General features: G+C 54.9%; 22 protein-coding genes. 10 read left to right on the forward strand and 12 right to left on the reverse strand.

The window, feature by feature from the left end:
- Nucleotides 1-129: 129 nt before the first annotated feature.
- Complete coding sequence (locus ACTU3N_RS21050; RefSeq protein WP_443088079.1) at nt 130-2,073, forward strand: bifunctional 2',3'-cyclic-nucleotide 2'-phosphodiesterase/3'-nucleotidase; 1,944 nt, start codon at nt 130-132, stop codon at nt 2,071-2,073.
- On the opposite strand, the gene ACTU3N_RS21055 is transcribed toward ACTU3N_RS21050, so the two are convergent.
- Entirely contained in the window at nt 2,074-2,484 is a 411-nt protein-coding gene (locus ACTU3N_RS21055; RefSeq protein WP_443088080.1) for a winged helix-turn-helix transcriptional regulator, read from the reverse strand.
- 83 nt (nt 2,485-2,567) lie between these two features.
- On the opposite strand from ACTU3N_RS21055, the gene ACTU3N_RS21060 reads away from it, so the two are divergent.
- The 3 genes from ACTU3N_RS21060 to ACTU3N_RS21070 all read left to right on the forward strand — a co-directional run bounded on the left by ACTU3N_RS21060 (nt 2,568) and on the right by ACTU3N_RS21070 (nt 5,366).
- The gene (locus ACTU3N_RS21060) at nt 2,568-3,416 is read left to right on the forward strand and encodes an SDR family oxidoreductase (RefSeq protein ID WP_443088081.1); all 849 of its coding nucleotides are present in this window, start codon (nt 2,568-2,570) and stop codon (nt 3,414-3,416) included.
- An 80-nt stretch (nt 3,417-3,496) separates the two neighbouring features.
- Nucleotides 3,497-4,321: an AraC family ligand binding domain-containing protein gene (locus ACTU3N_RS21065; protein ID WP_443088082.1), complete on the forward strand. Its 825-nt coding sequence runs from the start codon at nt 3,497-3,499 to the stop codon at nt 4,319-4,321.
- 61 nt (nt 4,322-4,382) lie between these two features.
- Complete coding sequence (locus ACTU3N_RS21070) at nt 4,383-5,366, forward strand: DMT family transporter (protein WP_443088083.1); 984 nt, start codon at nt 4,383-4,385, stop codon at nt 5,364-5,366.
- A 25-nt stretch (nt 5,367-5,391) separates the two neighbouring features.
- On the opposite strand, the gene ACTU3N_RS21075 is transcribed toward ACTU3N_RS21070, so the two are convergent.
- Nucleotides 5,392-7,044 (reverse strand): methyl-accepting chemotaxis protein, encoded by a 1,653-nt coding sequence (locus ACTU3N_RS21075; RefSeq protein WP_443088084.1) that lies wholly within the window; start codon nt 7,042-7,044, stop codon nt 5,392-5,394.
- Between the two features lie 266 nt (nt 7,045-7,310).
- Complete coding sequence (locus tag ACTU3N_RS21080) at nt 7,311-8,966, reverse strand: methyl-accepting chemotaxis protein (protein WP_443088085.1); 1,656 nt, start codon at nt 8,964-8,966, stop codon at nt 7,311-7,313.
- 279 nt (nt 8,967-9,245) lie between these two features.
- Here ACTU3N_RS21080 and ytfE point away from each other — a divergent pair, with 279 nt between their 5' ends.
- A complete protein-coding gene (ytfE, locus tag ACTU3N_RS21085; RefSeq protein WP_443088086.1) occupies nt 9,246-9,908 on the forward strand; it encodes an iron-sulfur cluster repair protein YtfE in 663 nt (220 codons plus the stop codon).
- A gap of 60 nt (nt 9,909-9,968) precedes the next feature.
- Here the strand turns inward: ytfE and cycA are convergent, their stop codons facing one another.
- Nucleotides 9,969-11,381, reverse strand: a complete 1,413-nt coding sequence (cycA, locus tag ACTU3N_RS21090; protein ID WP_443088087.1) for a D-serine/D-alanine/glycine transporter — start codon at nt 11,379-11,381, stop codon at nt 9,969-9,971.
- 292 nt (nt 11,382-11,673) lie between these two features.
- Complete coding sequence (gene fklB / locus ACTU3N_RS21095; protein ID WP_443088088.1) at nt 11,674-12,294, reverse strand: FKBP-type peptidyl-prolyl cis-trans isomerase; 621 nt, start codon at nt 12,292-12,294, stop codon at nt 11,674-11,676.
- 237 nt (nt 12,295-12,531) lie between these two features.
- On the opposite strand from fklB, the gene ACTU3N_RS21100 reads away from it, so the two are divergent.
- Complete coding sequence (locus ACTU3N_RS21100; protein ID WP_443088089.1) at nt 12,532-13,125, forward strand: LysM-like peptidoglycan-binding domain-containing protein; 594 nt, start codon at nt 12,532-12,534, stop codon at nt 13,123-13,125.
- Nucleotides 13,126-13,143: 18 nt separating this feature from the next.
- On the opposite strand, the gene ACTU3N_RS21105 is transcribed toward ACTU3N_RS21100, so the two are convergent.
- The 5 genes from ACTU3N_RS21105 to rpsF all read right to left on the reverse strand — a co-directional run bounded on the left by ACTU3N_RS21105 (nt 13,144) and on the right by rpsF (nt 15,749).
- Nucleotides 13,144-14,073, reverse strand: a complete 930-nt coding sequence (locus tag ACTU3N_RS21105) for a DMT family transporter (protein ID WP_443088090.1) — start codon at nt 14,071-14,073, stop codon at nt 13,144-13,146.
- A gap of 236 nt (nt 14,074-14,309) precedes the next feature.
- A complete protein-coding gene (gene rplI / locus ACTU3N_RS21110; RefSeq protein WP_443088091.1) occupies nt 14,310-14,759 on the reverse strand; it encodes a 50S ribosomal protein L9 in 450 nt (149 codons plus the stop codon).
- Nucleotides 14,760-14,800: 41 nt separating this feature from the next.
- The gene (gene rpsR, locus ACTU3N_RS21115; RefSeq protein WP_000135199.1) at nt 14,801-15,028 is read right to left on the reverse strand and encodes a 30S ribosomal protein S18; all 228 of its coding nucleotides are present in this window, start codon (nt 15,026-15,028) and stop codon (nt 14,801-14,803) included.
- Nucleotides 15,029-15,032: 4 nt separating this feature from the next.
- Complete coding sequence (gene priB / locus ACTU3N_RS21120) at nt 15,033-15,347, reverse strand: primosomal replication protein N (protein WP_443088093.1); 315 nt, start codon at nt 15,345-15,347, stop codon at nt 15,033-15,035.
- A gap of 6 nt (nt 15,348-15,353) precedes the next feature.
- Nucleotides 15,354-15,749, reverse strand: coding sequence for a 30S ribosomal protein S6 (rpsF, locus tag ACTU3N_RS21125; protein ID WP_443088094.1), 396 nt, complete (start codon nt 15,747-15,749; stop codon nt 15,354-15,356).
- 332 nt (nt 15,750-16,081) lie between these two features.
- On the opposite strand from rpsF, the gene ACTU3N_RS21130 reads away from it, so the two are divergent.
- On the forward strand, nt 16,082-16,354 hold the full coding sequence (locus tag ACTU3N_RS21130) for a DUF1471 domain-containing protein (protein WP_443088095.1): 273 nt from the start codon (nt 16,082-16,084) through the stop codon (nt 16,352-16,354).
- A 78-nt stretch (nt 16,355-16,432) separates the two neighbouring features.
- Here the strand turns inward: ACTU3N_RS21130 and yjfP are convergent, their stop codons facing one another.
- Complete coding sequence (yjfP, locus tag ACTU3N_RS21135) at nt 16,433-17,185, reverse strand: esterase (protein ID WP_443088096.1); 753 nt, start codon at nt 17,183-17,185, stop codon at nt 16,433-16,435.
- Between the two features lie 183 nt (nt 17,186-17,368).
- On the opposite strand from yjfP, the gene bsmA reads away from it, so the two are divergent.
- The 3 genes from bsmA to ACTU3N_RS21150 all read left to right on the forward strand — a co-directional run bounded on the left by bsmA (nt 17,369) and on the right by ACTU3N_RS21150 (nt 20,213).
- On the forward strand, nt 17,369-17,698 hold the full coding sequence (gene bsmA, locus ACTU3N_RS21140; protein ID WP_443088097.1) for a biofilm peroxide resistance protein BsmA: 330 nt from the start codon (nt 17,369-17,371) through the stop codon (nt 17,696-17,698).
- Between the two features lie 122 nt (nt 17,699-17,820).
- On the forward strand, nt 17,821-18,108 hold the full coding sequence (yjfN, locus tag ACTU3N_RS21145; protein WP_443088098.1) for a DUF1471 family protease activator YjfN: 288 nt from the start codon (nt 17,821-17,823) through the stop codon (nt 18,106-18,108).
- Nucleotides 18,109-18,278: 170 nt separating this feature from the next.
- On the forward strand, nt 18,279-20,213 hold the full coding sequence (locus ACTU3N_RS21150; RefSeq protein WP_443088099.1) for a methyl-accepting chemotaxis protein: 1,935 nt from the start codon (nt 18,279-18,281) through the stop codon (nt 20,211-20,213).
- Here ACTU3N_RS21150 and ACTU3N_RS21155 read toward each other — a convergent pair.
- Nucleotides 20,210-21,829, reverse strand: a complete 1,620-nt coding sequence (locus tag ACTU3N_RS21155; protein WP_443088100.1) for an isovaleryl-CoA dehydrogenase — start codon at nt 21,827-21,829, stop codon at nt 20,210-20,212. The two genes, ACTU3N_RS21150 and ACTU3N_RS21155, sit on opposite strands and share 4 nt — an antisense overlap.
- Nucleotides 21,830-21,876: the final 47 nt, after the last annotated feature.

The raw sequence follows: 21,876 nt of genomic DNA on the forward strand, positions 1-21,876 counted from the left end.
GAATCTGCCATCTGTGATAGCGATTGCGGTTTCCCTGCTCATTTTTATGGCAGTATTCACAATTCTGTAAGCAACAAAATGTACATAACATTTGCTTTTGCGACTTAGCCCTAATTAAGGACACCTCTGATGATTAAGTTTAGTGCAACGCTACTTGCCACGCTGATTGCGGCGAGCGTGCAGGCTGCAACGGTGGATTTACGCATTCTGGAAACCACTGATTTGCATAGCAATATGATGGGCTTTGATTATTACAAAGATACCGCCACGGAGAAATTCGGACTTGTGCGCACCGCCAGTCTGATTAACGCCGCACGCCAGGAAGTAAAAAACAGCGTGCTGGTGGATAACGGCGACTTAATCCAGGGCAGCTCGTTGGGTGACTATATGGCGGCCAAAGGGCTTAAAAACGGCGACGTTCATCCGGTGTATCAAGCGATGAACACGCTGAATTATGACGCAGGTAATCTGGGCAATCATGAATTTAACTACGGCCTCGACTACCTGCATAAGGCGCTGTCGGGGGCTAAATTCCCCTACGTCAACGCCAATATTATCGATGCGAAAAGTCAAAAACCGCTCTTTACCCCTTACCTGATCAAAGAGACGGCGGTGGTGGATAATGAAGGCAAGCCGCAGACGTTGCGTATTGGCTATATCGGCTTTGTTCCGCCGCAAATCATGGTCTGGGATAAAGCCAATCTGAGCGGCAAAGTGACGGTGAATGATATTACCGAAACCGCCAAAAAGTATGTGCCGGAAATGCGTGAAAAAGGTGCCGACGTAGTGGTGGTGGTCGCCCACTCCGGCCTGTCGGTAGAACCCTGGCAGACAATGGCTGAGAACTCCGTCTATTACCTCAGCGAAGTGCCGGGGGTGGATGCCATTCTGTTTGGTCACGCGCATGCCGTCTTCCCCGGCAAAGATTTTGCGGATATTAAAGGCGCCGATATTGATAAAGGAACGCTGAACGGCGTGCCTGCGGTGATGCCTGGCATGTGGGGCGATCATCTGGGCGTGGTGGATCTGGTGCTCAATAACGATGCCGGTAAATGGCAGGTTAGCGAAGCGAAAGCCCAGGCGCGGCCTATTTATGACACGACAGCGAAAAAAGAGCTGGTGAGCGAAGACCGCGCGCTGGTCGACATCCTCAAACACTCTCATGATGCCACCCGCGAGTTTGTCGGCAAACCGATTGGCAAATCCGCCGACAATATGTACAGCTACCTGTCGCTGGTGCAGGCCGATCCGACCGTGCAGGTGGTGAACAACGCGCAGAAAGCCTATGTCGAACACTTTATTCAGGGCGATCCTGACCTGGCAACACTGCCGGTGCTCTCTGCCGCCGCGCCATTTAAAGCTGGCGGGCGTAAAAACGATCCGGCCAGTTACGTTGAAGTGGAAAAAGGGCAGCTGACCTTCCGTAATGCCGCCGACCTCTATCTTTACCCCAATACGCTGGTGGTGGTGAAAGCAACCGGTAAAGAGGTGAAAGAGTGGCTGGAGTGCTCGGCGGGTCAGTTTAACCAAATCGATCCCAGCAGCGACAAACCGCAAAGCTTGCTGAACTGGGACGGTTTTCGCACCTATAACTTTGACGTGATTGACGGGGTCAATTACCAGATAGATGTGACGCAACCGGCACGCTACGACGGCGAGTGCCAGAGCGTGAACCCGCAGGCAGAGCGTATTAAGCATCTCACCTTCCAGGGCAAACCCATCGACCCGAACGCGGTGTTCCTGGTAGCGACCAATAACTACCGGGCTTACGGCGGCAAGTTTGCCGGAACCGGCGACAGCCATATCGCGTTCGCCTCGCCGGATGAGAACCGTTCCGTGCTGGCGAAGTGGATTGGTGAAGAATCAAAACGCGCGGGGGAAATCCACCCGGCGGCCGATAACAACTGGCGATTGGCTCCCATCCACGCCACCCGCAAACTGGATATTCGCTTTGAAACCGCCCCGACGGAAAAAGCCGGGGCCTTTATCAAAGAGAAAGCGCAATATCCGATGGAGAAAACCGGAACGGACGAAATTGGTTTTGCGGTTTATAAGCTTGATCTAAGCAAGTAATTACCCGGCCCGGGGGAACTGCGCTTCGCGTTCAGCGCGAAAAGCCAGCACCTCGGGCACATTCACCTCGATCCAGTCGGCAAGCGCAGCCACTTTCTCACTGACCTGCTCCCCAAGCGGCGTCAGGCTGTACTCCACATGCGGCGGAACCACCGGGTAGGCCAGCCGGTTAATAAACCCATCCTGCTCCAGCCATTGCAGACTTTGCGCCAGCATCTTTTCGCTAACGCCGCCCATTTTGCGCCGCAGGTCGCTAAAACGGTGCGTGCCATCGCGCAACGCTATCAGGATCAGTACCCCCCAGCGGCTGGTCACATGCTTGAGGATATCCCGCGACGGGCACTGCTCGGCAAACAGGTTGCCGTCGCGCAACTGTTCACTCAATGTTGGCGCACCAGAGTCACTTTTCATACTTACCTTTTTGTACGTACTTACTAAAAGTTAGTTAGAGTGCTAGCTTATCATAACACTCACGAAACAGTTAAGGAGACACCATGATCGCACTCACCGGCGCAACCGGCCAGCTGGGGCAATTTGTTGTGGCTGAGCTGCTCAAGCGCGTTGCGGCAAACCAGATAATCGCTATCGTACGTAACCCGGCAAAAGCCGAATCCCTGAGCAAACAAGGCGTGCTTGTCCGTCAGGCCGACTACAATGACCAGGCCGCGCTGGCGCAAGCGCTCAAAGGCGTGGATAAACTGCTGCTGATCTCCTCCAGCGAAGTGGGTCAACGCACGGCACAGCATCGAAACATTATCAGCGCGGCCAAAGAAGCAGGGGTGAAATACATTGCTTACACCAGCTTGCTGCACGCCGACACCTCCCCGCTGGGTCTGCATGTTGAGCATGTGGCGACAGAAAAAATGCTCGCTGAGAGCGCTATCCCCTACACGCTTTTGCGTAACGGCTGGTACAGCGAAAACTACCTTGCCAGCGTACCGCCCGCCCTCGCACACGGCGTATTTATCGGTGCGGCTGGCGAGGGCAAAATCGCCTCGGCCACCCGTGCTGATTATGCCGCCGCTGCCGCACGCGTACTGATTGAAGAGGGCCACGCTGGCAAAATCTATGAGCTGGCCGGAGATACAAGCTGGACATTAAGCGAGCTGGCTGCGCTGCTGAGCCACGCCAGCGGTAAGCAAGTGGTCTATCAGAACCTGAGTCAGGCGGAATTTGCCGCCGCGCTGAAAAGCGCCGGGCTGCCGGACGACCTCGCCGAGCTGCTGGCTGATTCTGACGCTGGCGCGGCAAAAGGCGGTCTGTTTGATGACAGCGCAACATTAAGCAAACTGATAGGCCGCCCGACCACGACCATCCAGCAGAGCATCAACGCCCTGCTGTAATTGTTGCAAGCTGGTTAATTTTTGTAGCATGCCGCCGGGCCATCCTTAATAATGAACAGATGGCCCTGCGGAGAATAAATGTGGAAGGCGTACCCGAACAGTTTAACGACGAACGCGACAGCGCGCGTTTTCGCCACCTGCCGACGCTACCGGGCGTTGAGCTGTATCACGCCCATATCTCTCGCTACGCCTTTGAGCCTCATACGCATGAAGCGTTTGGCATCGGCGCGATTGAGGCAGGCGCCGAGCGTTTTCGCTATCGCGGCAGCCAGTATGTCGCCCCGGCAAACTCGATCGTCACCATGAACCCGGACGAGCTGCACACTGGCGAAGCGGAAACCGCCGACGGCTGGCGCTACCGTATGGTCTATCTCGATGCGGATTTACTGGAACAAGTGACCGGCATCCGCCACTGGTGGTTTCGCGATGTCACCCGCCACGATCCACGGCGGGCACACCAGATCTGCACACAGATACATGGCCTGTGGCACACCGACGATTCGCTGGCGCAACAAGGGCTGTTGCTGGATCTTATCGATAGCTTTCGCCCGCTGGCGCACCACGCACCGCAGCGCCAGGAAGGCGCGCACCGCTTTGACCAGGTTCGCGAGTACCTTCACGACAACTACATGCACAGCCTGACGCTGGATGAACTGGCGAACGTTGCGGCGCTCAGCCCGTACCATTTTCAACGCCAGTTTAAGGCCCATTTTCACGTTACACCGCACCAGATGTTGATGGCCATTCGTTTGTGGCGCGCGAAAGCATTCCTGACGCAAGGGATGCCCGCCGCACAAGTCGCCGCCGCCACCGGCTTAACCGACCAGTCCCACCTGACCCGCGCGTTTACCCACCGCTACGGTATCACCCCGGTGCGCTATCAAAAGCAGGTTGCGCGCCGCTAATGCGCAATCTCGTACAATATTCTCGCGCATTACGCTTCTACACTGGCCGCAAAGAGATGAAATGGGTGCAGAGATGATTAGCGGTGTGGTGTATGCCCTGCTTGCCGGGCTGATGTGGGGACTGATTTTTGTCGGGCCATTGATTGTGCCGGACTACCCGGCGGTGTTGCAATCTACAGGGCGTTACCTGGCGCTTGGGCTGATTGCCCTGCCGCTGGCATGGCTGGGTCGCGCACGCCTGCGCACGCTGTCGCGCCACGACTGGCTGACTGCGCTGGGTCTGACCATGATGGGGAACCTGATTTATTACGTCTGCCTCGCCAGCGCCATTCAGCGTACCGGCGCGCCGGTTTCAACCATGATTATTGCGACGCTGCCGGTCGTGATCCCGGTGTGCGCAAACCTGCTCTATAGCCAGCGTGATGGCAAACTTTCCTGGCGTCGCCTGGTTCCGGCACTCCTGTGCATCGCGCTGGGATTACTGTGTGTGAATATTGCCGAGCTGCGCCACGGCCTGCCTGACTTCAGCCCTTCGCGCTACGGCACGGGAATTGCGCTGGCGTTTATCGCCGTGGTCTGCTGGGCATGGTATGCGCTACGGAATGCGCGCTGGTTGCGGGAAAACCCCGACAAAAACCCGATGATGTGGGCAACGGCGCAGGCGCTGGTGACGCTGCCGGTGTCGCTGGTGGGCTATGTGCTGGCATGCTGGTGGATCTCGGCGCAGCAGCCCGCCTTCCCGCAGCCGTTTGGCCCCCGCCCGCTGGTCTTTCTCGCGCTGATGTTTGCCATTGCCGTGCTCTGCTCCTGGGTAGGCGCGCTGTGCTGGAATATTGCCTGCCAGCGCTTGCCGACGGTGATCGTCGGCCCGCTGATTGTTTTTGAAACTCTGGCCGGGCTTTTGTATACCTTTTTACTGCGCCAGAGCTTCCCGCCGCTGTTGACCTTCTGCGGCATCGTGCTGCTAATAGGCGGCGTGGTGACGGCCGTGCTCTCCAAACCGGCAAAAACCCGCGTCAGTTCGCTTAACGAAACGGATGCCTGAAGGCAGTCTGGCCGTCACCGCAGACTCAGAAGTTTTCCCAGTCCATTTCGCTCTGCGCGCTGTCCGCTTTTGGCTTCCATGATGGCGCGCTGGCAACCGAACGCGGGGTGGATGTACCGCTGCGGTTCACTTTAAACAGCGCCACCGTTTCGTTCAACCGCGCGGCCTGCTCTTCGAGCGTCGCGGCGGCGGCGGCGGACTCCTGCACCAGCGCAGCGTTCTGCTGCGTCACGCTATCCATTTCGGTGACCGCCAGCGCAACCTGGTCAATCCCCCGGCTTTGCTCATCAGAGGCGGAAGAGATCTCGGCCATAATATCCGTCACACGCGTGACGGCGCTGACTATCTCGGCCATTGTTTCACCAGCTTCATTAACCAGCGCCGAACCCGCATTCACCCGCTTGCCGGAGTCTTCAATCAGCCCTTTGATCTCTTTGGCCGCTTCCGCGCTACGCTGCGCCAGCGTGCGCACTTCCCCGGCGACCACCGCAAAACCGCGCCCCTGCTCACCGGCGCGCGCCGCTTCAACTGCCGCATTCAGCGCCAGGATATTGGTCTGGAAGGCAATAGAGTCGATAACATTAGTAATATGCGCAATTTTGTTGGAACTTGTGGCGATCTCCTCCATCGTGCGCACCACGCTTTCGACCACATTGCCGCCTTTTTTTGCCGTACCGGAGGCGGTCTGCGCCAGTTGTGTTGCCTGGCGAGCATTGTCGGCATTCTGTTTCACCGTGGCGGTTAACTGCTCCATGCTGGCAGCGGTCTCTTCCAGCGATGCCGCCTGCTGCTCAGTACGGGAAGAGAGGTCGGTACTGCCTGCGGAGATTTCGCCTGCGCCGGTATAGATGGAATCCGCGCCATCGCGCACCACGCTAACGGTTTTCACCAGCGATTGCTGCATCCCCTGGACGCTTTTGGCGAGCAGGGCGATTTCGTTTTTCCCCCCAGCCTCAATTGCCTCGGTTAAATCACCATCAGCAATATGATTAATATGTCCCATCACTACATGCAATGGTTTTATCAATACCGACTTAATAAAGATCCAGCTCAGAATAATCACCAGCGCCACAATAACCATGACAATAGCAATAACCCAAAGCATACGCTGGTAGCCGCTTTCATTATCTTTGATGCCGATATCTATCATTTTTGCTTCGGCATCACGCCAGTGCAAATAACTCTGCTGGGTTTCATCTTTATTTTTTTGCGCATCCTGGCGCAGCATTCCCTTAATATCACCCAGAGCCAGCAGGCGATTCATCTCACTGAGCGAATGATGATAATTTAGCCAGGCCTTTTCCATATTTTCAGAAAGACGAGGATCGATGCCGGGTGTTTCAGCAAGAGAGGTAAAGACTTTAAAGTGGGCTTCGGATTCTTTCAGTAACCCGGCGGCGCTGTCATGTAACTGTTGGAGAGTGACGCCTTCCGCCAGCCCTATTTCTTCACTTTGCAGGCGCAACAAGCCACGGTTAATGTCGACCCGCGCAAGGTTCAACGTGATCCATGCATCGGTAAAAGAGATGACATTACCGTTCATCGCCTGGTTTATCGTAAAATTTTTCTTGTCATTATTCAGGGCATTTATAAATAATCCTGAAGATATAACCTGAACCACAGCCAGCAGGCTTAATACAACCACCATTAGCCAGGTCACTTTTATTCGTTGAAACATAGGAAGTCCTTAAAATTTTCAGAAGAGTACTTGCCTATTGTTTAAGTATTCAACGCAGGTTTCTAGCGCTTTTATTTATAACCTACAAAAATCACAAATTAATTATTTCAAACACGCCGGATTAATAATTTAATGATTGAAACACGGCGAATAATTACCCATCAGATAAATCCAAAGAATTATATTCAAGAAAGTATTTGCCAGGTAGATAAAATAAAAAACCCGCCATCGATGTAGCGGGTTTCTGTTATTCGGGAAATACGCTTTTAGAAGGTTTCCCAGTTACCTTCAGCAGCAGGTTGTGCCGCCTTCGTTTGCGGTTTGCTCAGCGGCGAACGAAGCGCAGGAGCTTGCGTGCCACGCGAACGGTTGATTTTAAACACGGCAACCGTTTCGTTCAGGCGTGCAGCTTGCTCTTCCAGCGCGGCGGCGGCGGCGGCAGACTCCTCGACCAGCGAGGCGTTCTGCTGCGTGACGCGATCCATTTCAGCCACCGCCTGGCCGACCTGGTCGATACCACGGCTTTGCTCATCAGAGGCAGAAGAAATCTCGCCCATGATGTCCGTTACGCGGGTAACGGCGCTGACGATTTCAGCCATGGTTTCCCCGGCCTCATGAACCAGCGCGGCACCGGCATCAACACGGCTGCCTGAATCTTCAATCAGCCCTTTGATCTCCTTGGCTGCTTGCGCGCTACGCTGCGCCAGCGTACGGACCTCACCGGCAACGACCGCAAAGCCACGGCCCTGCTCGCCCGCACGCGCCGCTTCGACTGCCGCATTCAGCGCCAGAATATTCGTCTGGAATGCAATACCGTCAATCACATTGGTGATTTGCGCAATTTTGCTGGAACTTGCGGCGATCTCATCCATCGTACGCACCACACCGTCAACCACCTGGCCGCCCTTCTTCGCGGTACCGGATGCATTCTGCGCAAGCTGTGTGGCCTGGCGCGCGTTGTCGGCGTTCTGCTTCACCGTTGCCGTCAGCTGTTCCATGCTGGCTGCGGTCTCTTCCAGCGATGCGGCCTGCTGTTCAGTACGCGAGGAGAGATCGTTGCTCCCGGCGGAAATTTCACCCGCGCCGGTATAAATGGTGTCAGCGCCATCGCGCACCACGCTAACGGTTTTCACCAGCGATTGCTGCATCTCCTGCACATTCTGCGCCAGGCGCGCCATTTCGTTTTTACCTTCGGCATCGATATTGTGCGTCAGGTCGCCGTTGGCGATATGGCGAATATGATCCATCACCACATGCAATGGTTTGAGCAGCACGCGCTGCATCGCTATCCAGCTCATCACAATGACAAGTGCAACCAGCACCATCACGACGCCCAGGATCCACAGGATACGCTGATAATCACGATCGTTTTGCGCGACCCCGGCGCTGGAAAGCTCGCTTTGCGCATCACGCCACGCACGGTAGCTTTTCTGCATCGCAGTCTGCTTCTGCTCGGCATTCTGGCGGAACATCTCTTCCAGATTACCCGCCACCAGCAAACGATTCATTTCAGCAAGCGTTGCGTGATAGATACCGTACTGCTTTTCCAGCTCGTCGGTCAGGTTCTTGTCCAGCCCCGGCGTGTTCGGAATTGTTTTGTACTTATCAAAATGGACGCGCGCCTGCTGGAGCAAATCGTCAGCGATTTTTGCCAGTTCACTGAGCTGACCGCCGTTAATCTCGCTGGCAGTACTGCTTTGCAGGCGCAACATGCCACGGTTAAGCGTCACGCGTGCCTGGTTGAGGCTTATCCAGGCGTCGGTGAATTCAGAAACGTTCTGGCTGGAAACCTGAGATACATTGAAGTTGTTTTTGTCATTATTCAACGCGCTGAGGAACACCCCTGCGGAAATAAGCTGCATCGCACCAAGTGCGACTAACACAATGATTAATAAAGTAATAACCTTAATACGCTTGAACATCGTCGGCCTTTATAGTGTGCAGGATATACTGTCTGAAGTCTTGGTATCGGCAGGGGCCTAAAGTTGTTTAATTCTGCAACAATGCATTATCGAAGAATTTTCATAAAAACTACCTGAATTCAACACGTTAATGTCGAAAGAATTTTTTGTGATTCACATCACTGTTTTTCACCATAAAAAAGCATAAGTGCACTTCCCGCCTGCCACCCAGGGGGTATATCATCAAGATAAAGATGCATTTAAAATACATCTTAATAATTTCACCATGAGGTAATAGCTATGGCTTTGCGCGATCAATCCCTGGGTGAGCTGGCGCTTTCCATTCCGCGCGCCAGCGCCCTGTTCCGTCAATACCATCTGGACTACTGCTGCGGCGGTAAGCAGACGCTTGCACATGCCGCGAGCCGCAAGGAGCTGGATATCGAGGTTATTGAAGCACAGCTGGCGCAGCTCGCCACACAACCTGTAGAAAAAGACTGGCGTACAGCGCCGCTGGCAGAGCTGATTGACCATATTATTGTGCGCTATCACGACAGGCACCGTGAGCAGCTGCCGGAGCTTATTTTGCAAGCCACCAAAGTTGAGCGCGTCCACGCCGACAAACCAGGTGTCCCGAAGGGTTTAACCAAATACCTGACGATGCTGCATCAGGAACTGACCAGCCATATGATGAAAGAAGAACAGGTGCTGTTTTTGATGATCAAACGCGGCATGGGCGCACAAGCGGGCGGGCCAATTAGCGTGATGGAAAGTGAGCACGATGAAGCGGGCGAGCTGCTGGAGGTCATCAAACACATCACCAATAACGTGACGCCGCCGCCGGAAGCCTGTACGACCTGGAAAGCGATGTATAACGGAATCAATACGCTGATTGATGACCTGATGGAACACATCAGCCTGGAAAATAACAACCTCTTCCCGCGGGCGCTCGCAGGCGCATAAAAAAAGGCGCCCGAGAGCGCCAGTACTATGGGAGTTTAGAGCCGCATTGCGGCTCTTTTTTTATGGCTGGCGATTGTTCAACCGCTTCTTACCCACGTAGAACCAGCCTGCGCCCAGCACCAGGAACCACAGCGGCGTCACCATCATCGCCTGACGGGTATCCACTTCCAGGGTCAGCAGCACCAGCACGAAGGCAAAGAAAGCCATGCAGACCCAGCACATCACTTTGCCCAGCGGCATCTTATAGAGAGATTTCTCATGCAGATGCGGGCGTTTTTTGCGATACACCAGATATGAGCAGAGGATAATCGTCCAGACAAACATAAACAGCAGCGCCGAAACCGTGGTTATCATGGTGAAGGCCGCGATGGCGCTCGGGTTCACATACAGCATCACCACGCCGCCCAGCAGGCAGATGCAGGAGAAGGTCAGGCCTTTCGCGGGCACCGCACGTTTGGACAGGCTGGCGAACGCTTTGGGCGCGACGCCGTCCTGCGCCAGGCCAAACAGCATACGGCTGGTGGAGAACACACCGCTGTTGGCTGAAGAGGCGGCCGAAGTCAGCACTACAAAGTTAATGATGCTCGCCGCCGCCGGGATCCCGACCAGCACGAACAGCTCAACAAACGGGCTCTTATCCGGCACCACGGAGCTCCACGGCGTCACCGACATAATCACTATCAGCGCAAAAACGTAGAACATAATAATACGCAGCGGAATCGAGTTGATGGCGCGCGGCAGGGACTTCTCCGGGTCTTTTGTTTCCGCAGCCGTGGTGCCCACCAGTTCAATACCGACGAAGGCAAAGACCGCTATCTGGAAACCGGCAAAGAAGCCGCTGATGCCTTTCGGAAACCAGCCGCCATCGTTCCATAAGTGCTCAAAAGACGCCTGCACGCCGCCAGGAGACTGGAAGTGCGTCAGCACCATGACCAGGCCGACAATGATCAGCGCGACGATGGCGACGATTTTGATCATCGCAAACCAGAACTCCATCTCGCCAAACATTTTTACCGTTGCGAGGTTGAGGCTCAACAGCAGCAGTACCACCGCCAGTGCGGCAATCCAGTCCGAAAGCCCCGGGAACCAGAACTGGGCATAGGCGGTGATTGCCACCACGTCAGCCATACCGGTCACCACCCAGCAGAACCAGTAGGTCCAGCCGGTAAAATACCCCGCCCACGGCCCCAGCAGATCGGCGGCGAAGTCGCTAAAGGATTTGTATTCGAGATTCGACAACAGCAGTTCGCCCATCGCGCGCATCACGAAAAACAGCATAAAGCCAATAATCATATAGACGAAGATTATCGACGGCCCTGCGAGACTGATGGTTTTCCCGGACCCCATAAACAGCCCGGTACCGATGGCACCGCCAATTGCAATAAGCTGAATATGCCGGTTTGTAAGATTGCGCCGTAGCGACTGTTCAGCCGGAGCCTGTTCCTCGGCGGCGACTTTAACCTGATCTACCATGTTGTGTTCCTGTCTGTGTTGTTGGCTCTGCTGGCCTTTCTGACTGCCTGGTCCTTTTTTATGGACGCATCGATATTAGGTAAGAAACGAAGGGATGAATACTATGATTTAGATCTAATGTTAAATTTTTGTTTAAAGTGAGTGTCATATCACTTAGATAATGTCAAACAGCTCACAAAAATACACCCGATGGCGCACTTTGCAAGATAATATATCGGTGATTGTCTGATAAACGAACGAAAAACGAAGAGAGTGCCCCTCCCTGGCGGAAGAGGCGTGCTGGCAGGGTATATTACAGGATGTCCAGCAGTTCGACTTCAAAGACCAGCGTGCTGAACGGCGGAATGGACGCGCCAGCGCCACGCTCACCGTAAGCCAGGTTGTGCGGGATAGTCAGCTCCCATTTGGAACCTACCGGCATCAGGGTCAGCGCTTCAATCCAGCCAGCAATCACGCCATTGACCGGGAATTCAGCTGGTTCGCCGCGCGCGACAGAGCTGTCAAACACGGTGCCGTCGATAAGTTTGCCGGTGTAGTGTACGCGAACGCGGTCGGTACGCGCCGGGATAGCCCCTTCACCCTGGGTGATAACGCGGAACTGCAGGCCGGATTCGGTGCTGTTCACGCCTTCACGCGTGCGGTTTTCGTCCAGATATTTCACGCCTTCAGCCGCCATCTCTTCAAAACGTGAGCGGCGTACCGCGTCAGCACGTTCATGAATTTCACGCAGCGCACGGTGTACAACATCAACCGGCACCGCAGGTTGTTTGCCCGCCAGCGCGTCCGCGATGCCCGCGACCAGCGCTTCAGGTAACAACCCTTCTAACCCGGATTCGCTCAGCTGCTGTCCTACCTGTAAGCCAATACCGTAACTGGCTTGCGCTTCGATCGTGTCAAAAGTTGGGGTGGTCATGGGTTTTCCTTTCATGCTTTACAGTAGCGCGCAGCATAACAGCCGGGCTGCACCGGGTACAACTTTGTTGCAAAAACACCGTGCGCATGAACAACAACCCGGCAGGAAATTTCCCAAACATGTCGGTGAAAGTGCATCTTTGTGCTGGCGATCAGAGAGTTATCATCCCAGGGACGGCGCGCTGAGTATATACTCAACGAAACAGGACATTAACTGACGCGGAGCAGGAGGAGAACCATGCCCGGGCGTTTTGAACTGAAACCCACTTTGGTGAAGATCTGGCACGCTCCGGACAATTTTCGCCTGATGGACCCCCTTCCGCCTGGTCATCGGCGCGGCCTGATTTTTGCCGCCCTGTTGGTGGTAATTGGTTTCTTGTTACCCGTGCCTGATGACACTTCCCTGCCCGCCAGGCGCGACGCGCAAATTGACCTGCCTGCGAGCGGGCAAGCGCCACCGCCGCCGGTCATCAGTGAACCTCAGCAAGGGATAGTGCCGGACAACGCCCCTCCTGAACAGCAAGCAGAGCCGCCCGCCGCGCAAAACGCACCGCCTGCCGTCGGGATTGAGCAGCAGTGGCGTTCTTATCGTGTTGGTGAAGGTAAAACGCTCGCACAGCTATTTCGTGATAACAATTTGCCGCCGGTCGATGTATATGCCATGGCAAAAGTGGAAGGCGACGGGAAACCGCTGAGTAATTTACAAAGCGGCCAGTGGGTGAAGATTCGCCAGAACGCGAACGGCGTGGTAACCGGCCTGACGATTGAGACAAACGGCCAGCAGGTATTGTTCACTCGCCAGCCGGACGGCAGTTTTATCCGCGCACGCTAAACAATAACGCCGGGGAATTTACCCGGCGCGTTTATTGACCCACCAGATACCGGAGCACACCAGCACCAGCGCCAGCGCGTATTTCCACTCCAGAATATTTTCCCCAAGAAAAATCGATGACAGCACCGCGCCGGAGACCGGGATCAGGAAGTTAAACGGCGCAATCATGCCGACGCGGTTATATTTCAGCAAAATACTCCACAAGGCGAACGCCACAGACGAAAGCAGCGTCAGATAGGCCAGGATAGCCACCGAAGCACCGCCGTGCAGCGCCAGCTTGCCGCCGCTGAGATAACCGCCCGCCACCAGCGCCAGGCCTCCCAGCCCCAGTTGCCAGCCCGTCATCACCGTCGGATCGACGGTTTGCGAAATACGTTTACCATATAATGAAGCGGCAGAAAGAATAAACGCCGCCAGCACAACCGAGCCATCGCCCGCCAGGCTAAAACTGAAATCCATCAGCCCGCTGCCCATATTCACCACCATCACGCCGGTGAATCCCAAAATACAGCCCAGGGTTTTGTTATAACTCAGCCGATCGTTTTGATAGATAAAGTGCGCCAGCAGCACGCTAAAGAAGGTGCCGGTTGCGTTCATGATTGACCCTTTCACGCCGGTCGTGAACGCGAGGCCAACATAGAAAAAGAAGTACTGTAGCGAGGTTTGCGTCAGGCCGAGTAATGCCAGCTGGCCGAACTGCCGGGGGCGCATGCGTGCGCAGGGTTTACGCTGCGCCAGCGCAAACAGCAGCAGCAACAGACCGGCGAATAAAAAACGGTAGCCTGCGAAGACAATTTTGGAGGCGATGTCATCAGTGGCAATCTGGAAGATTTCATATCCGCTTTTAATGGCTGGATAAGCGCTTCCCCACAGCAAACAACAAAAAGCCGCACACAACCAGACCACCTTTTTTTGAGCAAAGACAGACCCCTGATGCACCGATTCCATTTTGTTACCATTTTTGAAATTGTGTTTTATTTTATTATCACGGAAGTGATATGAAATAGCTATGGGTCAAACGGGAAAGGGGGGAATATGTGCCAGAAAGCAAGACGCCGGCACAAGGCCGGCGCTTCGTTGTTTTACCCGTCGCGTTCATAGTGCAAAGGCTGGTCAGCGAAAACCGCAGTTTTCACTTACCGCCTGGCTGCAAGGCCGAACGAGGCGGGAGTCAGAGTAATAAATTACTCAGCAACAACGTTTACAATCAGTTTAGCGAATACTTCGCTGTGAACCTGGAAGTCCACTTCGTGCTCACCAGTAGTGCGCAGAACGCCGTTCGGCAGACGAACTTCGCTCTTAGCCACTTCAACGCCAGCTGCGGTTACAGCGTCAGCGATGTCGCGAGTACCGATGGAACCGAACAGTTTACCTTCGTCGCCAGATTTAGACGCGATAGTAACGCTGCCCAGCGCGTTGATTTTCTCAGCGCGAGCGTTAGCTGCCGCCAGAACGTCAGCCAGTTTGGCTTCCAGTTCAGCGCGACGAGCTTCGAAATACTCAACGTTTTTCTTGGTAGCCGGAACAGCTTTACCCTGCGGTACCAGGAAGTTACGAGCGTAGCCCGCTTTAACGTTAACCTGATCACCCAGGCTACCCAGGTTTGCTACTTTATCAAGCAGAATAACTTGCATTACCTTATCCTCTCAAAGTCGTATTAATGGACCGTGACCGATTACTGATGACGATCAGTGTACGGCAGCAGGGACAGGTAGCGAGCGCGTTTGATAGCGCGTGCCAGCTGACGCTGATATTTTGCACGGGTACCGGTGATACGGCTCGGGACAATCTTACCGCTTTCGGTGATGTAGTTTTTCAGCGTAGCGATATCTTTATAGTCGATCTCTTGAACGCCTTCCGCGGTGAAACGGCAGAACTTGCGACGACGGAAATAACGTGCCATTTGGCTAGTCTCCAGAATCTATCAATTCAATCTGCTCGGCATGCAAAACCATTTTGCTCAGGCCGTTCTTTGCCTTGTGGCAACTGATGAACCCCTGAACGGTAATGCGGCTGCCGACCGTTATACTGTGAGTAATGGCCTGGTTTTCCTGCCCGCTAATAATAACCGGCATTTGGCACCACGCCTGCCGGTGAAAACCGGCTTCCTCTTGCACAGAACGGTGCTCAAGCACGAACTGGCAGTGAGGAATTCCTGATGGGCTGACCTTACGCAGCGGTGCCCTGCACACGGTGCCGGACAACTCCAGGCGGTTGGCCATCAGTGATTACTCTTCAGAATCCCCAGCATCTGCATCATCTGCGGTTTCGTTAGCGAAATCATCGCGACGCTCACGGCGCTCGTCTTTCGCTTTAACCATCGGAGATGCTTCAGTAACAGCGTGCTTAGTACGCATTACCATGCTACGGATAACGGCATCGTTGAAGCGGAAGTTTGTTTCCAGCTCATCGATCGCTTCCTGCGGTGCTTCAACGTTCATCAGAACGTAGTGGGCTTTGTGCAGTTTGTTGATCGGGTAAGCCAGCTGACGGCGGCCCCAGTCTTCCAGACGGTGGATCGTGCCTTGCGCACCAGTGATAGCACCGGTGTAGCGCTCGATCATGCCCGGAACCTGTTCGCTCTGGTCAGGATGGACCATAAAAACGATTTCGTAATGACGCATCGAATTGCTCCTTACGGATTATTCAGCCTCCTGTCTGGGTCAGCCGAATCCCGGGGAGGCAAGGAACGTGTTAAAGGTCGGCTGAAAAATTGACGCGTCATAATACTTATCTCCCATGCCAAACTCAAGGTCATTGCGCAAATAATTCGCACGCATGGTAAAGCCTGCTGGCTGACACGGTTTAAAATTAACCAACATCAGTACGGCAATTTTTTTCAACGAGAGCATCAAAAAGGGTCGCGATACGTTTTCGCCCACCGGCGTAAGCTCAAAAAAAGGAGGTAAGACGCAGCAGAGAGTACGTTACAGTCGTTATGATGGAGTATAACATCATGAAATATATTATTTTATTTCTCACCACTTTGCTGTTCTGCACTAATGCAGCGGCGGCAATAAAGATTAACGACCCACAAGCGCTGAATATGGACGATGTTCAGAGCCTGGGCGTTATCTATATCAATCATAATTTTTCCACTGAACGTGACGCCAGTCAGGCGCTTGAGCACGCCGCTGACGCACAGGGCGCAAAATACTACCACGAGATGCTGATACGCGAACCGGGTAGCAACGGCAACATGCACGCCAGCGCGGCGATTTACCGCTAGCGCCCCACGCCACAGGCTAAGCCACCTCTTGCAAAACGGCTCCCCTGCCGGGAGCCGTACACGCGGCGCAGGCGTGAATTACAGATAGCGGCGAAAAAAGTCCGTGGTTGCGCTCAGCGCCTGTGGGGTGATGCGATGCCTGACCCCGGCCTCCCACTGCCAGGTAAGCTGCCCATCCAGCCCGGCGTCCTGTAGCGCCTGCTGTAAGCGAAACGACTCGGCGGCGGGCACGACATCGTCCTCCTCGCCATGCCATAAAAGCAGCGGACGATCGGCAAGACGCGCAAGCTGCGAACTCACCTCCCACTGCGCCAGCGGCGCAAGGATAGCGTCGAACTCGCGCTGCTGCTCGGGCGTGGTGACGCCCAGCGGCGGGAAGAGCGTGCGGGCAAGCGAGGTGAAATAGCCCGACCCCATCAGGCTGGCAACGCAGCGCACCTCGGGATGGCGCGCCATAATACCGAGCGCGGTCATTGCGCCCATTGATGCGCCCCCCACCGCCAGCCGCCCGGCATCGATAAGCTCATGATGCGCCAGCGCGTCACGCAGCGCGCTGAACTCCTCTAAATTACCCTGCAAGATTTGCCAGAACCGGCGCAACCGCAGCCGCTCATCGCCTTGAAAGCGCGCCCCGTGATCTGGCGCATCCGGCATCACCACGCGAAAGCCAGCCTGCGCCAGCGCTACGGCAAAATAGCTATAGACCAGTTTTGATGAGGTAAACCCATGGTAAAAAACCACGCACGGCAAGGGCTGAGCATGTTTTCCGGCGGGAAAAGCATGAAGCGCTTCTATTCCGGCAAAGTGCTCTGTCTGTAGTTCAATCATCATGCCTCCTTGATCTATAGTGCTGGTATGCCATCCAGATGCTCGTTGCGCAAGTCCGATTCCGCCTTTGCATCTGCAAGGGTGAGATATAGGTTACGTTTTCAGCAAACTTTCATTCGAAAATAGTGCTCGAGCTAACAGTTCGGGAACATTCCCTCCAAAGAAGGATTTAACAGGATCTACACTATGGCTATCAGGAGACAGAAGAAAACAATGGGCGTCTTGATTCCCGTGCTGCTGGCCGTTTTACTCAGCGGTTGCACAGTACTGGAAGGCAAGCCGCAGCCCGCGCCGCCGGCGAGCGAACATCCGCAAGAGATACGTCGTAACCAAACGCAAGCTCTTAAGGAGATAGGTGCCGTAAGCGTGGTGGTATTGGGTTCTCCCATGGACGTGGAAAAAGGCCTCAAGGCTAAAGCCGCTGCCGCCAAAGCGGATTATTACGTCATCCAGTTGATGGATGAAACAAAAGTCCCTGGCCGCTGGTATGGGCGCGCCCTGCTGTACCGGCAGTAGCAACGCAGAGTTTTAAGGACATTTACATTGCTTTGCGTCCATTGATGTTCTCCTGTGCACACTTGGATTAATGGAATCCGCTGCGCAAAGGAATGCCCTGTATTAACTCAGGGTAACGTGAAATGGAGCTGACAATGAACCGATCTCTTGCCTTAAACTCACTGTTGCTTTCCACAGGATTGCTTACCACAACAGCGCAGCCTGCAGAGTTCGCCAGCGCAGATTGCGTGACGGGGCTGAATGAAATCGGCCTGATTTCCGTCAACAATGTCTCAGGGAGCCCGCAAGATGTGGAGCGGGTTATCGCGTTAAAAGCAGATGAACAAGGAGCGTCATGGTACCGCATCATTCAAATGCAGGAAGAGAAGCGAGCCGATTACTGGCGCGTACAAGCCATATTGTATGCCTGAGCCATTCGCATAGAGCCACCTAATCTGGTGGCTTTTTTAATACCCCTACTTTCTTTAATATTATGTTAACGTGGGGATATATCTATGTAACATTTTGTTACATAGATACACTAAACATTGTCCATTTTTTGCCGTTTAAGGTGCGTCACACGTAAAACAATGGACAAATTATGAGCGCCTTCTTTCGTCGCACCGGTCTCGGTGCAAGATTGTCACTAATCACTGGCGCAAGCGTTGCCACGCTTTTCCTTTTATTTACTTTTTTGATGAGCAATAAAGCCAGCCAACAGCTGGAAGCATTGGCCATGGAAGACCTGCACAATCAGTCCACCGGCGTGGTGGATATGGTTGAAATGTTTAATAGTAGCCTCAGTGAAGAAGTGGAAAGCTATACACGCTTGTTTACCAGTTTTCTTCCGCAACCCTTAACCGTCGATACGCAGCAGCGGCGGGAAATTAACGGTCTCGACGTACCGTTATTCAAAGGTGGCGACACCGAGTTACACAATAACAACGCGATCCCGGATGATTTCCTGAATCGCACCGGCGCTATTGCCACGCTGTTTGTACGCAGCGGCGAGGATTTCGTGCGTGTCGCGACCTCGTTGCGCAAAGAGGACGGCGAGCGGGCAATCGGTACGCGTCTTGACCGGGCCAGCCCGGCTTATGTGCCTGTCGTGAAAGGCGAAGTCTATCGCGGCCTGGCGCTGCTGTTCGGCAAGCGCTACATCACGCAATATCAGCCGGTCAAAGATACCAGCGGCGCCACCATCGCTATTCTGTTTGTTGGGGTGGATATCACCCATTCCTGGAATGTGATGCGCGAGAAAATCCTCGGTCGCAAACTGGGTGAAAGCGGCCACTTCTTCGTGCTCGATCGCAACGAAGGGAAAAGCTACGGCAACTATCTGTTCCACGATACAGAAGAAGGGAAACGCCCGCAGTGGGACGATAATACACTGCGCACGTTGCTGAAAAATGAGCGCGGTACGCTGGAGCTGCAAAGCCCGCAGGGGGGCGCGCAGATGCTCTCTTACACCGCCCTGCCCTGCTGGAACTGGGTGGTGGTCGGGGAAGTGGATAAAAAAATGCTGCTCAGCGATGTCACCCGCATGCGCGATCATTTTTTGATAGCAGGGGTTATCGTCTCCCTGCTGTTTGCGGCGATGTTTGTCGTTATCATCCGCCGCTGGCTGACGCGCCCGCTGCGTAGTGTTATCGACCTGGCTCAGCGATACGCCGACGGCGATCTGCGCGCGGCGCTTGTGGTCGACAGGCACGATGAAGTGGGACAGCTTATTGAGGCAATCAACGGTATCGGCGACGGTCTGCATAAGATAGTGCTGCAAGTGCGCGAATCTGCCGCAGAGATAAACCTCGGCACCAATGCGCTTGCCTCCGACAGCAGCGAAATCAGCGAGCAGATCAATAAGCAGGCCAGCAGCGTGGAAGAAACCTCCGCCAGTATGGAGCAGCTCGCCGCGACGGTGCAGCAAAACGCGGCCAATATGGAGCAGACGCAGCACCTGGTCAATGAAACCGCCCAGGCCGTGCAAAAAGGCGGCGATACCGTGGATAACTCGGTGGCGACAATGGAAGACATTCGCAGCGCTTCACAGCGTATCGCCGATATTACCCATGTTATCGAGTCTATCGCTTTCCAGACCAATATCCTGGCGCTGAACGCCGCCGTCGAAGCGGCGCGCGCCGGTGAGCACGGAAAAGGCTTTGCGGTGGTGGCGCAGGAAGTCCGCGCGCTGGCGGCCCGCAGCGCTAACGCGGTGAAAGAGATAGAAACCCTGATTGGCGACACGCTGAAGAAAGTCAGCGAAGGCCATGCCCAGTCGGAAGCCACCCGCGTGGCGATGCAATCCATCATCCGTCATATGGGCGATATCAACCAACTGGTGCATGAAATCAACCACGCTTCGCACGAACAGTCTGCCGGTATTAATCAGGTGAACCTGGCGATGACGCATATTGGCGACGCCACGCATATCAACGCCGGGCGCGTGACGCAAAGCGAAGAGACCGCCCGCACTCTGCGGGAAAAAGGTTTGCATCTTAATGAGCTGGTGAGTCTGTTCCGCTTAAAAATGGATTAACAGGCTCCGCCCGTGGCGCGCAGCAGCAGGTCATTTTTAACCTGTTCATTGAGCGCTGATGTGCCGCGGGCATCCAGCATCAACCGGCACCAGGCCTGAGCGACCGGCGGCGAAGCAAAACGCAACATCTGCGCGCCGCTCGCCAGCCGCCACAGCTGGCGGGTGATTTCGCGCCCTTGCGACTCGTCGAATTTACGCAGGCGTTGTTGCAGCTGCCGCCACGCCAGATCAAAGTGGCGATCCTGGCCTTTCACCGCCGCAAACTCCTCCGCCAACAGCTCCATCACCCCCGGCTGTTTACCCAACACGCGCAGCACATCCAGGCACATGACGTTGCCGGAGCCTTCCCAGATGCTGTTGACTGGTGTTTCACGGTAAAGGCGCGGCAGCTCGTTATCTTCGCAATAGCCAATGCCGCCCAGCACTTCCATCGCTTCTGCCACAAATGGCGTCGCGTCTTTGCACACCACAAATTTCGCCACCGGGGTAAATAACCGCGCCCATAACGCTTCCTGCGGGTTGCTGCGGCTGTCCCAGGCGCGCGCCAGGCGAAATAACAGCGCGGTTTGCCCTTCCAGTTGCAACGCCATACGGCTGAGCACTTCCCGCATCATCGGCTGATCGATAAGTTTTTTGCCAAAAACCATCCGCTGGTGCGCGTGATACAGCGCAACGGAAAAAGCGCGGCGCATCAGGCCGTGGCTACCGAGCGCGCAATCAAAACGGGTCAACCCGCCCATCTTCAGGATTTGGCGCACGCCGTCGCCCTCCTCACCTAATAGCCAGCCGTGCGCGTCCTGAAACTCAACTTCACAGCTGGCGTTAGAGCGGTTGCCGAGCTTATCTTTCAGGCGCTCCAGGCGCACGCCGTTGCGCTGGCCTTCGGCTAAAAAGCGCGGTACAAAGAAGCACGATAGCCCGCCTTTGGCCTGGGCCAGCACTAAATGCGCGTCGCTCTGCGGCACGGAGAAAAACCACTTATGCCCCACCAGCCGATAGAATTCGCCGCTTTTTTCCGCGCGCGTGGTGTTGCTCAGCACATCCGAACCGCCCTGTTTTTCCGTCATCCCCATGCCTATCAGGACGCCGCGTTTCTGGCCGCCCGGCGCGACGTGCGGATCGTAACGATCGCTAAGCAGCGGTTTAAACCAGCTATGAAATGCTTTTGGCAGAGATTGCAAAAGCAGCGGCGTGGCAGCAAAGGTCATGGTGATGGGGCATAAGGTGCCGGACTCCACCTGCGCATGCAGCACAAAACGCGCGGCGCGCGCAACGAAAGAGCCTCTGCGCGCTTGCTCCTCCCACGCGAGATTATGCACCCGGTTAGTGCATAACCCCTGCATCAGCAGATGCCAGGCAGGGTGAAAACGCACATCGTCCAGACGCTCACCGCTGGCATCGTAGCGCAGTAAATCAGGCGGATTAATGTTTGCCAGTCTGCCGAGTTCGAGTGATTCAGCCGTACCAAGCTGTTGGCCGATACTGGCGAGCAGCTCAGCGTCCCATGCTGCACCTTCTCGCGCCACGGCTTCACACAACGCGCGATCGGACAGGAACAAATTGCTGTTATGTAAAGGCGTGGGTTGGTTAAAAGTCGTATGCGTTTGCCATTGCATTATGTGTCCCTCCATCAGTGGCAGTGTCTGTAATTATGGTCAGACAT

It is taken from the genome of Vagococcus sp. WN89Y (assembly GCF_052220145.1).
Taxonomy (GTDB): Bacteria; Pseudomonadota; Gammaproteobacteria; order Enterobacterales; family Enterobacteriaceae; genus Kosakonia.

Bases quoted from the DNA above. Each gene is read 5' to 3' on its own strand.
- ACTU3N_RS21050 (WP_443088079.1), top strand. From the start codon at position 130: ATGATTAAGTTTAGTGCAACGCTACTTGCCACGCTGATTGCGGCGAGC.
- rpsR (WP_000135199.1), bottom strand. From the start codon at position 15,028: ATGGCACGTTATTTCCGTCGTCGCAAGTTCTGCCGTTTCACCGCGGAA.
- ACTU3N_RS21150 (WP_443088099.1), top strand. From the start codon at position 18,279: ATGAGCGCCTTCTTTCGTCGCACCGGTCTCGGTGCAAGATTGTCACTA.
- ytfE (WP_443088086.1), top strand. From the start codon at position 9,246: ATGGCTTTGCGCGATCAATCCCTGGGTGAGCTGGCGCTTTCCATTCCG.
- ACTU3N_RS21100 (WP_443088089.1), top strand. From the start codon at position 12,532: ATGCCCGGGCGTTTTGAACTGAAACCCACTTTGGTGAAGATCTGGCAC.
- yjfN (WP_443088098.1), top strand. From the start codon at position 17,821: ATGGAGCTGACAATGAACCGATCTCTTGCCTTAAACTCACTGTTGCTT.
- ACTU3N_RS21130 (WP_443088095.1), top strand. From the start codon at position 16,082: ATGAAATATATTATTTTATTTCTCACCACTTTGCTGTTCTGCACTAAT.
- priB (WP_443088093.1), bottom strand. From the start codon at position 15,347: ATGGCCAACCGCCTGGAGTTGTCCGGCACCGTGTGCAGGGCACCGCTG.
- cycA (WP_443088087.1), bottom strand. From the start codon at position 11,381: ATGGTAGATCAGGTTAAAGTCGCCGCCGAGGAACAGGCTCCGGCTGAA.
- ACTU3N_RS21070 (WP_443088083.1), top strand. From the start codon at position 4,383: ATGGGTGCAGAGATGATTAGCGGTGTGGTGTATGCCCTGCTTGCCGGG.
- ACTU3N_RS21055 (WP_443088080.1), bottom strand. From the start codon at position 2,484: ATGAAAAGTGACTCTGGTGCGCCAACATTGAGTGAACAGTTGCGCGAC.
- rpsF (WP_443088094.1), bottom strand. From the start codon at position 15,749: ATGCGTCATTACGAAATCGTTTTTATGGTCCATCCTGACCAGAGCGAA.
- ACTU3N_RS21075 (WP_443088084.1), bottom strand. From the start codon at position 7,044: ATGTTTCAACGAATAAAAGTGACCTGGCTAATGGTGGTTGTATTAAGC.
- fklB (WP_443088088.1), bottom strand. From the start codon at position 12,294: ATGACCACCCCAACTTTTGACACGATCGAAGCGCAAGCCAGTTACGGT.
- ACTU3N_RS21060 (WP_443088081.1), top strand. From the start codon at position 2,568: ATGATCGCACTCACCGGCGCAACCGGCCAGCTGGGGCAATTTGTTGTG.
- rplI (WP_443088091.1), bottom strand. From the start codon at position 14,759: ATGCAAGTTATTCTGCTTGATAAAGTAGCAAACCTGGGTAGCCTGGGT.
- bsmA (WP_443088097.1), top strand. From the start codon at position 17,369: ATGGCTATCAGGAGACAGAAGAAAACAATGGGCGTCTTGATTCCCGTG.
- ACTU3N_RS21080 (WP_443088085.1), bottom strand. From the start codon at position 8,966: ATGTTCAAGCGTATTAAGGTTATTACTTTATTAATCATTGTGTTAGTC.
- yjfP (WP_443088096.1), bottom strand. From the start codon at position 17,185: ATGATGATTGAACTACAGACAGAGCACTTTGCCGGAATAGAAGCGCTT.
- ACTU3N_RS21155 (WP_443088100.1), bottom strand. From the start codon at position 21,829: ATGCAATGGCAAACGCATACGACTTTTAACCAACCCACGCCTTTACAT.
- ACTU3N_RS21105 (WP_443088090.1), bottom strand. From the start codon at position 14,073: ATGGAATCGGTGCATCAGGGGTCTGTCTTTGCTCAAAAAAAGGTGGTC.